The sequence below is a fragment of the Clostridium sp. KLE 1755 genome (assembly GCF_000466465.2).
GTDB lineage: Bacteria > Bacillota > Clostridia > Lachnospirales > Lachnospiraceae > Eisenbergiella > Eisenbergiella porci.
In genome coordinates this window covers 1-8,865 of the sequence record NZ_KE992688.1, presented here as the reverse complement: position 1 = coordinate 8,865, position 8,865 = coordinate 1, and the positions used below count along the sequence as shown (strand labels likewise).

Sequence of the window (8,865 nt, the reverse complement as noted above, 5' to 3'; positions counted from 1 at the left end):
TTTACTGGCTTAGAGATTCCGAGAGACTATTATAAAAAAAGGAGGAAACAAAGTATGAAAAAAAGAATGCTTGCAGCAGTTATGGCAGCATTGACGGCAGCCAGCCTGCTTGCGGGATGCGGTCAGACAAACGAGAAGCCCGCAGAACAACAGTCGGAAACAAAGGTGGAAGAGTCAAAGCAGGAAACGATGGCTGTCGTCTCAGAGGACGGCAGAAAGATGTCGGAGTCAGGCGTGTATAAGACTGGACTGCCGATAGTGGACGAAGAACAAACCTTAAAGGTAATGGTAATTCAGAATAACCCTGACGTTGCGCCTGAGGATACTGTTATCCACAAAGAGATTCAGCAAGCGACAGGAGTTAAAATAGAATGGGAATGTATTCCTGCTACATCGTGGCCGGAAAAGAAAGGTCTGCTTTTTGCAACAGGCGAACTTCCCGACATTATTCTGGGAGGAAATTTCACAGATGCGGAACTGCTTAACATGGCTGATGCGGATCAGATTCTACCTCTCAACGACCTGATTGCAGAATATGGCGAGAATTTTAAAGAGGTATGTTCCAAGGACGAGAGTCTGTTAAAAGATATTACTGCGCCTGACGGTAATATCTATGGTCTGCCCAGATATATGTCCGGACAGGACGAAACTCTCCCTAGTGTAGCATCTACTCGTTCCATGCTTTATATTAATAAGAAGTGGCTAGATAAGCTAGGTCTGGATATCCCGACTACCACGGAGGAGTTCAAAGCGGTTCTTCAGGCGTTTAAGGACAATGATGCGAATGGCAACGGACTGGAGGATGAAGTTGGTATCTCGGCGGTAGGTGATTTTGATACATGGTTCGGTGCGTTCGGTATTGTACCATCAGATAGTGTTGCACAGTATAAGAATATCATGGTAAAAGACGGAAAAGTGCAATTTGCTGCGGTTCAGCCGGAATATAAAGAGGCGATCAAGTACTTTAACGAGCTTTGGAAAGCGGGTCTGGTGGATAAAGAAAGCTTTACACAGGATGACGCAATGTGGGGCGCCAAGCTGAAGAATCCCGAAGTACGTACTGTCGGTGCCTTTACGGCATGGCGCGGCACTTCCTATCGGCTTGACAATGAGGATGATGAATATGTGATTATGCCTCCTCTGACAGGGCCTGACGGCGACTGCCTCTATCCTAAATATTACTATGGCGTACAGCAAAGAGGCACATGTGTTATTACATCAGCATGTGAAAATCCGGAGCTGGCAATGCGTTGGGCAGACAATCTGATAGCTCCTTTAAACAGCTATCAGTTCTGGACGAATGTAAAGATTGGCTATAGTATTAAGCTGAATGCGGACGGAACACAGTTTGAATTAATTCAGCCTCAGCCCGAGTTCGGTACGGCGGAATATAATAAACAGATCGGTGGATCCGACTTTGGTATTTGCTGTGTGGCGGCGGACACAATGGCTATGAAGCCTGTGGATCCTGATCCTTTCAACGTTGATAACGAAATTGCACAGGGCAAACCGTTATATACGCCTCACTTCCCGAAGGAGTATTATCCTAATACATTTCTCTCTTTGGAAGAAGCTGAACTGATCAGTGAAATGAAAGCGGATATTGACGAGTATGTAAAACAGATGTACGCTAAATGGATTAGTGAAGGCGGTATTGATGAGGAATGGGATTCCTATTTGAGTAAGCTGAATGCGATGGGACTGGAAGAATACCTTGCCCAGTATCAGGCGGCACTGGATCGTTATAACAGTAATTAAAGAAGCAGAAATCAGGGAAAGGGGGTGTAATGATTACAGCCCCGATTCCTGGTTCATTTTATAATTATTAATTTACGGTAAGGGGACAGATATGGAATATACCTATTGGTTAGAAAAGCCTGCGGGAGAATGGGAAATGACATTCCCCATCGGTAACGGAAGACTGGGCGCTTCCATTGCTGGAAATATAGAGGAGGATCGTGTTGTCATCAATGAGGAAAGCATGTGGTGCGCGGATAAACGTAATCGTAGAAATCCACAGGCTCGTGAGAACGTGGGACCGATTAGAAAGCTGTTGATGGAGGGAAAAACGCAGGAGGCGCAGTTTTTGTGCCAGATGTCGATGACGGGAACTCCCAAATACCTGGGGCCTTATCAGACCGCATGCGATATCAGATTTCATTTCGTACACCGACACGAAGAAGCTATAAATTATCGAAGGGAATTAAATCTTCGGCAGGCGGTGACAAAGGTAAGTTATGAGATTGACGGCACAGTTTTTACAAGAGAATATTTCGTGAGCGCGCGTTATCAGGTAATAGCAATGCGGTTCACAGCAAAGGGGGCGGATAAGATCAAGTTCCAGTGCAATATAAACAGACGTCCTTTTGAGCATACCTCGGGTGGAAATGGAGCGGACGAAGTGTGGCTGAAAGGGCAGTGCGGAGACGGTCCCCATTATTACAGCGGTCTTAAGCTGGGGGCGCATGACGGAAGCGCCTGCCAGATAGGCGATTATTTGGCTGTATGGGATGCTACACAAGTTGAGCTTTATTTTGACTGCGAGACGAGCTTTGGAGAGGCGGCAGTAGAGGACGGCGTGGAAAATTCCGTTCATGCCTATATAAAAGACGCCGTTTCTGAGTATGAGCAGATAGGAGAAGCACGGCTTAACCATGCAGTTGACATCTCCTATGCTCAGATGAAGAAAGAGCATATTGAGGAATATTCCTGTTTATTCGGAACAATGAGCCTGGAACTTGAAAAGACGGATTACAGTTATCTTTCCATGGATAAACTGCTGCTTTTAACATCTGAGGAAAAGGTGAGACGTTATATTACGCAGATGTTGTTTGCGTTCGGCAGATATCTGTTAATCAGCAGTTCCTATCAGTGCCGTCTTCCAGCTAATCTTCAGGGAATCTGGAACGGCAGTTATACGCCGCCATGGGAAAGCAAATATACGATAAATATTAACCTGCAGATGAACTACTGGATGGTGGATTCCTGTGGATTGTCGGAATGTTTTGATCCTTTTGTTAAATTACTAAATAAAATAGTGGAGAATGGAAAGGTTACGGCGGAACAGATTTATGGATGTAAAGGAAGCGTAGCCCATCACAATACGGACTGTTACGGCAACAGTGACCCTGAGGGACTTCCTGCAAGCGCTTACATGTGGCCCATGGGTGAGGCATGGCTGTCGCTTCATCTATATGATCATTACCGGTATACTCATGACAGAGAGTTTCTTATTATTAAGGTAATGCCCATTCTGCAAGAAAATATCAGATTTTTTTATGATTATCTGTATCGGAGCAATGATGGAAAATGGCTGACAGGTCCGTCGGTTTCTCCTGAAAATACTTATATGACTTCGGATGGTCAGAAAAGCGCCATTACCATGGCTCCTGCCATGGATAATGAAATCCTATGGGAACTATGCACCGATTATCTGGAAGGAATGCAAGAGCTTGACGATGAGGCGAAGACAGCTGACGCGGCGGAAATTGCCTGTAAAGCAGCTGAAATTTTAGATCATCTTCCTCCCATTGTAATATCTGAAGATGGAAGAATCAGAGAATGGTATCAGGAATATGCGGAGACAGAAAAGGGACACCGTCATATTTCGCATTTATTTGCGCTCTATCCTGGGAATCAGATTCATATAAAAGCACCGGAACTTATGGAGGCTGCCCAGAAAACACTGAAAGTTCGCCTTGAAAACGGGGGCGGTCACACAGGCTGGAGCAGAGCATGGCTGATCTGTATGTTTGCCAGACTGCATAACGGGGATAAAGTGGGGGAAAATGTCAGGCTTTTCATGGAAAAGAGCCTGAAAGCAAATCTTTACGACACGCATCCTCCGTTCCAGATAGACGGCAACTTTGGATTCTGTGCCGGAGTTGCGGAGGCGCTTGCGCAGACTTGGGGAGAGGATATTTATCTGCTTCCTGCCATTGCGCGGGAATGGAAAAGCGGTAAAGTGAACGGACTTCGCCTAAAGGGTGGTATGATGCTCGATATGAAGTGGGATGAGGAGGAAGCAAAGGTTTATTATCGAATTACGGCAATAGACGAACAGACTGTGACAATTCACTATAAAGAAAACAGCCGTAAAGTGACGGTAGGTCCCGGAAAATGGTTGGAGGACAGTTTCTAAAAGCAAAAATATACGGATATTAGTGGGAAAAGTGGTATGGCCCTTCTTAAGGCGCAATTACATCAGGTGAGAATGCCCCGTTATTTTAAGCAAAAGTAGCCCTGGTGGAATGTGCTCGATCTGGTATGCTAAAGGAAAAGGTTCCGTATTGTTATTTGGGAGTAGACTACTATTCCGTTATTAAACAAGAGAAATCTTCGATCAATAGAAAGGCTAGGAGTATGTAATTATTCAGCCAAAGTAGATCCGATTTGCCGTTATCTCTTTATCATTGAAAAGAGAATAAGCCCGCCAAAAGGCGAGCTTATTTAGAATACTTATTTTAAGTTGTTACTGAATTACATTTTACGTTTTCAGGACAGCATCTTTTTATAATACGGACAGTTTTAATTCTGCGGCTGGATTCTGTTTTCCGTTTCCAGCAAAAAAGCATCCACGCTTTTATTGAAGGCCTCCCACTTCCTGGAGGCAATAAAATGATCCCCCTCCAGGATGACCAGCTTGCTTCCGGGTATGGATCTTGCTATCAGCTGTGTATGGCTCAGCCGGATCATATCCCTTGTTCCGGCAATCACGAGAACCGGCATCTGCAAAGAGAGAAGCTCCTCCGGATCAATATGCGGCTGCGTCACCATCAGCCCCAGCATTTCCTTATTGGGCACCGCCTTTTTAGAAAACAACGCTATCAGGGAAACCATCAGATACCCCATAACAATGGGAAGCTGAACGGAATTTTTCACGCCTTTGGGAAACAAATTGGCCCCGTTCAAAATCAGCCTGCCAACCCGCCGGGGATGCCGCAGCGCGAAGAGCAGGGCGATGTTGGCCCCATCGGAGAAGCCCAGGATATCAGCCTGCTCCAGTCCTTTTTCATCCATAAAGGCTTCCAAATCCAGGGCAAACTGTTCCAGCGTGAAAGGCGCTTCTCCCCTGGGCGACTTCCCATGCCCCCTGGTGTCCAGGGCATAAACATGATATTTTTCAGAAAAAAAAGAAATCTGATGCTCAAAATATTCTGCGCTTTCACCGTTCCCATGAAGGAGCAGAAGCGGCGTTCCCTTCCCCTTTTCCAGATAATGCAGCCTGATGTCCATAAACACCTCCACTTATATAACAATTAAAATAGCTGAACCGTTTCCCGCTTCCCCTACTTTTGCGGCAGGGCCTTCTGGAAATGCTGGTAATCCTTCATGGTTTTCCAGTTTCCGCCCCAGGTGAAGCCATGCTCCGTAAACAGCTGGTAACACAGGTCATTTTTATCTATTTTGGCCGGAAAATCCAGGCTCCTGTCCGCATATATTTCACTGGAGGCCGGAGAGACCCTTCTTTTGCCGTTGGGATAGGTTACATAGGGGTTATACAGCGGATTTATATCAACAGCCATCCCGTAGGCATGCCTGGAAAGGCTGGAGGTGCCGTCCACCACCCGGTAATTAAAGCAGGAGGTATTATTTGCCTCCATGGAAAGCGTATCGTCACCGCCGTATTCATCGATCAGCCGTATCCGTTCTATCGGATATGACGCCTGATAAAGCTCATAGAAAATTTCAACCAAATCCTGGGCAATCGCCTGGTTGCATATGATTTCCCCCACCTGCGGCTGTCCCTCAAAGTCCATATACAGCACCTGCAGATATTTAAGCTCCTCATAGGGAACAATACACCCCTCCCCATAAGAAATTCCGGTAATCTTTTCCTTCACCGCATCACTTAAGGATTCATAAAAGAAACCCTCCTGATAAGTCACCCGGTCGGCCTGGGGCACAGCAGACTGCGCTGCAGCACCTTCCCTTTGATTCCCACTCCCGTTTTCCCCTCCGGACGCTAACGTCCCCGCCGCACATAAGGGCAGCGGAACCGCCATGCAAAAAAGAAGACATAGAAGAAAAGCAACAGCGCCGCCTGATAAAATGTTCTTATTTTTGGTTATCATAAATCAGCAAACCCTCCCTATTGAAACCTGTTATGCCTATTATTATAATCTATGCAGCCGATCCTGGCAAAAAGAATCTGAAAAAGCGAAAATCCGCCGTCCGGCATTGCGCTGTTCGTCCCGGCATTCTGTATACTTTTCAGAAAAAGTTTTGTAAAACACTCCATCATGACAACTCCCGGAGGAACCGATATAATGAAAGAACATGATACAAAAGTATAGTGGACCGGAAAACTGCGGATGCCGGTAACAGACCGATTATCCATGCTGCCGCACCAAATGCAGTAAAGCTTCTGTTCACAGAAATTATTTGATCAGCGCAGGCGGCGCCTGTGCCAAGGGAGGGGAAAATGAATCAGGATATTTCTTACTTACAGCGCCTGAACCGGCCCGAAGGACCGGTCGATGTGGTTCTGGACACGGACACCTATAATGAAATCGACGACCAGTACGCCCTGGCCTATCTCATCAAATCGGAGGAAAAGCTGCATCTGAAGGCTGTTTATGCAGCGCCCTTCCATAATGAGAAATCCAGCGGACCAGAAGACGGTATGGAAAAAAGCTATCAGGAAATCCACCATATCCTGGACTTGATGGAAAAGCAGGAACTGAAGGAACACGTATACCGCGGCTCAGCCCAATACCTTCCGGACGAAGAGACACCCGTTGCATCCGATGCCGCAGCGCATCTGGCCGCGCTGGCGCTTGGTTATACGCCGGAAAAGCCCCTGTACGTCATTGCCATCGGAGCCATTACCAATGTGGCCTCAGCCCTGCTCATGAAGCCGGAAATCAAAGACCGAATAGTTCTCATCTGGCTTGGCGGCAATGCCCATGAATGGCCGGATAATAAGGAATTCAATCTTTTCCAGGATGTGGCTGCGGCGAGAGTGGTATTCGGCTGCGGCGCAGCTTTGGTACAGCTTCCCTGCATGGGCGTGGTATCCTCTTTCACCACCGGCCCCGGCGAACTGGAGACTTTTCTCCGCGGTAAAAACAAGCTGTGCGATTATCTGACAGACTACACGGAAAAGGAAGGCGCAGCCGGAAGCAAAAACAGCTGCTGGACAAGGGTGATCTGGGATGTCACCGCGGTGGCCTGGCTGCTGGACGGTGATTTCATGCGTGACAGGCTGGTGCCCAGCCCGATTCCGCAGTATGATCATCATTACAGCTTTGACCCCGGAAGGCATTTTATCAGATATGTTTACCATATTAACAGGGACAATCTGTTTGAGGATTTATTCAGAAAGCTTGCACAGTAAATATACAGTCCTGGTGGACGTTTACGGCACATGACAGGATATAAGACAGATGGGAGCAAAACATGAAGATTTTAAATTTCGGTTCACTGAATATTGATAAGGTATATAAAGTGAAGCATTTTGTAAGGCCGGGCGAGACGATTTTTTCAAAAGAATATCAATGCTTTCCCGGTGGCAAGGGGCTGAACCAGTCTATTGCGGCAGCACGTGCCGGGGTTCCGATTTATCATGCCGGGACCATAGGCCCGGACGGCCGCTTCCTGGCGGAGCTGCTTAAGGAAAGCGGCGTGGATACCCGGTATCTGCGTGAGAACGGAAGCATTACAGGACATGCGCTGATTCAGGTTTCCGAAGAAGGGGAAAACTGCATCATCCTTTTTAACGGCAGCAATTATGAGAACGGCAGAGAATTCATCAACCAGGTGCTGGAAGATTTCGGTGAAGGAGATATTCTGGTTTTGCAAAACGAAATCAGCAACCTTCCCTATCTTCTTGAAAAAGGCGCCGCTATGGGAATGCGGATTCTGTTTAACCCTTCGCCGATGAATGAGAGCCTGAAAAAGACGGATCTTTCCGGCGTCACCTGGCTGATGCTGAATGAAATGGAAGGAAATGACATTACAGGTGCCTCCGATCCCGACCGTATCACGGAGATTCTTCTGGAGAAATATCCTCAAATGAAGGTAATCCTTACATTGGGCCGGAAGGGCGCTGTTTACAAAAGCGCGGAGGAATGTGTATATCAGCCCTGTTTTCCAGTGAATGCTGTGGATACTACAGCAGCAGGAGATACCTTCACCGGATATTTTATCGCGGCTATCGTGGAAGGGAAGACCATGCAGGAGGCGCTGCGTCTGGCTGCCTGTGCTTCTTCCATTACCGTATCCCGGGAAGGCGCAGCCGTTTCCATCCCTGAAAGAACCCTGGTGGACGAACGCCTGCGACAGCTTGATAAAGCAAATTAATTATATATGGAATTAAAAATAAGGCGGATAACGCCGCAGGATTACGGAAACATCCGCATGCTGGACAGGGAAGCTTTCGGCTGCAACGAAAGAGGAAGTGATGCGGATTTCCATGAAAGGTTTGCAGATCGAATCAGAAAGTCCGATTATTATATACCGGAACTGGAATTGGTGGCGGCAGGAGACAGTGGATTACTGTTGGGTCATGTAATATTTACGGCGCTTCCGATGGGGGACCGCGGTGAACATGTAGTTTGGCTGGACAGCCTGTCAGTCCGCCATGATGAGGAGGATGACCATAGTACAAAAAGGTATAAATACCAGCGGAAGGGAATTGGCACAGCGCTTGTAAAGAATGGTATGAAGCTTGCGGCGGCATTGGGCTACACCGCCTGCATGGTATGCGGTAATCCCAGCGTCTACCGGGAAAAAATGGGATTCAAAAATTATCTTGAACTTGGAATCGTGAAGGATGAAACTGTAGACGATCCGGATTGGGCTATATTTGCCAAAGTGCTACAGTACAATGGCTTGAGACTGTCTATATAACTGTGTATTGTA

The 8,865-nt window shown here is 47.0% G+C and carries 7 protein-coding genes; 5 read left to right on the top strand and 2 right to left on the bottom strand.

Annotated features, from left to right (window positions below):
- Positions 1–54: 54 nt before the first annotated feature.
- The gene (locus tag HMPREF1548_RS08955; RefSeq protein WP_035321631.1) at positions 55–1,758 is read left to right on the top strand and encodes an extracellular solute-binding protein; all 1,704 of its coding nucleotides are present in this window, start codon (positions 55–57) and stop codon (positions 1,756–1,758) included.
- 91 nt (positions 1,759–1,849) lie between these two features.
- Complete coding sequence (locus HMPREF1548_RS08950; protein WP_021635674.1) at positions 1,850–4,141, top strand: glycoside hydrolase family 95 protein; 2,292 nt, start codon at positions 1,850–1,852, stop codon at positions 4,139–4,141.
- 386 nt (positions 4,142–4,527) lie between these two features.
- On the opposite strand, the gene HMPREF1548_RS08945 is transcribed toward HMPREF1548_RS08950, so the two are convergent.
- On the bottom strand, positions 4,528–5,235 hold the full coding sequence (locus HMPREF1548_RS08945) for an alpha/beta fold hydrolase (RefSeq protein WP_021635673.1): 708 nt from the start codon (positions 5,233–5,235) through the stop codon (positions 4,528–4,530).
- A 53-nt stretch (positions 5,236–5,288) separates the two neighbouring features.
- Positions 5,289–6,074, bottom strand: coding sequence for a M15 family metallopeptidase (locus HMPREF1548_RS08940; protein ID WP_021635672.1), 786 nt, complete (start codon positions 6,072–6,074; stop codon positions 5,289–5,291).
- 350 nt (positions 6,075–6,424) lie between these two features.
- Here HMPREF1548_RS08940 and HMPREF1548_RS08930 point away from each other — a divergent pair, with 350 nt between their 5' ends.
- The 3 genes from HMPREF1548_RS08930 (at position 6,425) to HMPREF1548_RS08920 (ending at position 8,853) form a co-directional block, all read left to right on the top strand.
- The gene (locus HMPREF1548_RS08930) at positions 6,425–7,339 is read left to right on the top strand and encodes a nucleoside hydrolase (protein ID WP_021635670.1); all 915 of its coding nucleotides are present in this window, start codon (positions 6,425–6,427) and stop codon (positions 7,337–7,339) included.
- A gap of 62 nt (positions 7,340–7,401) precedes the next feature.
- A complete protein-coding gene (locus HMPREF1548_RS08925) occupies positions 7,402–8,304 on the top strand; it encodes a ribokinase (protein WP_021635669.1) in 903 nt (300 codons plus the stop codon).
- A gap of 6 nt (positions 8,305–8,310) precedes the next feature.
- Positions 8,311–8,853, top strand: coding sequence for a GNAT family N-acetyltransferase (locus tag HMPREF1548_RS08920; protein ID WP_021635668.1), 543 nt, complete (start codon positions 8,311–8,313; stop codon positions 8,851–8,853).
- Positions 8,854–8,865 lie beyond the last annotated feature (12 nt).

Bases quoted from the DNA above. Each gene is read 5' to 3' on its own strand.
- HMPREF1548_RS08955 (WP_035321631.1), top strand. From the start codon at position 55: ATGAAAAAAAGAATGCTTGCAGCAGTTATGGCAGCATTGACGGCAGCC.
- HMPREF1548_RS08950 (WP_021635674.1), top strand. From the start codon at position 1,850: ATGGAATATACCTATTGGTTAGAAAAGCCTGCGGGAGAATGGGAAATG.
- HMPREF1548_RS08945 (WP_021635673.1), bottom strand. From the start codon at position 5,235: ATGGACATCAGGCTGCATTATCTGGAAAAGGGGAAGGGAACGCCGCTT.
- HMPREF1548_RS08940 (WP_021635672.1), bottom strand. From the start codon at position 6,074: ATGATAACCAAAAATAAGAACATTTTATCAGGCGGCGCTGTTGCTTTT.
- HMPREF1548_RS08930 (WP_021635670.1), top strand. From the start codon at position 6,425: ATGAATCAGGATATTTCTTACTTACAGCGCCTGAACCGGCCCGAAGGA.
- HMPREF1548_RS08925 (WP_021635669.1), top strand. From the start codon at position 7,402: ATGAAGATTTTAAATTTCGGTTCACTGAATATTGATAAGGTATATAAA.
- HMPREF1548_RS08920 (WP_021635668.1), top strand. From the start codon at position 8,311: ATGGAATTAAAAATAAGGCGGATAACGCCGCAGGATTACGGAAACATC.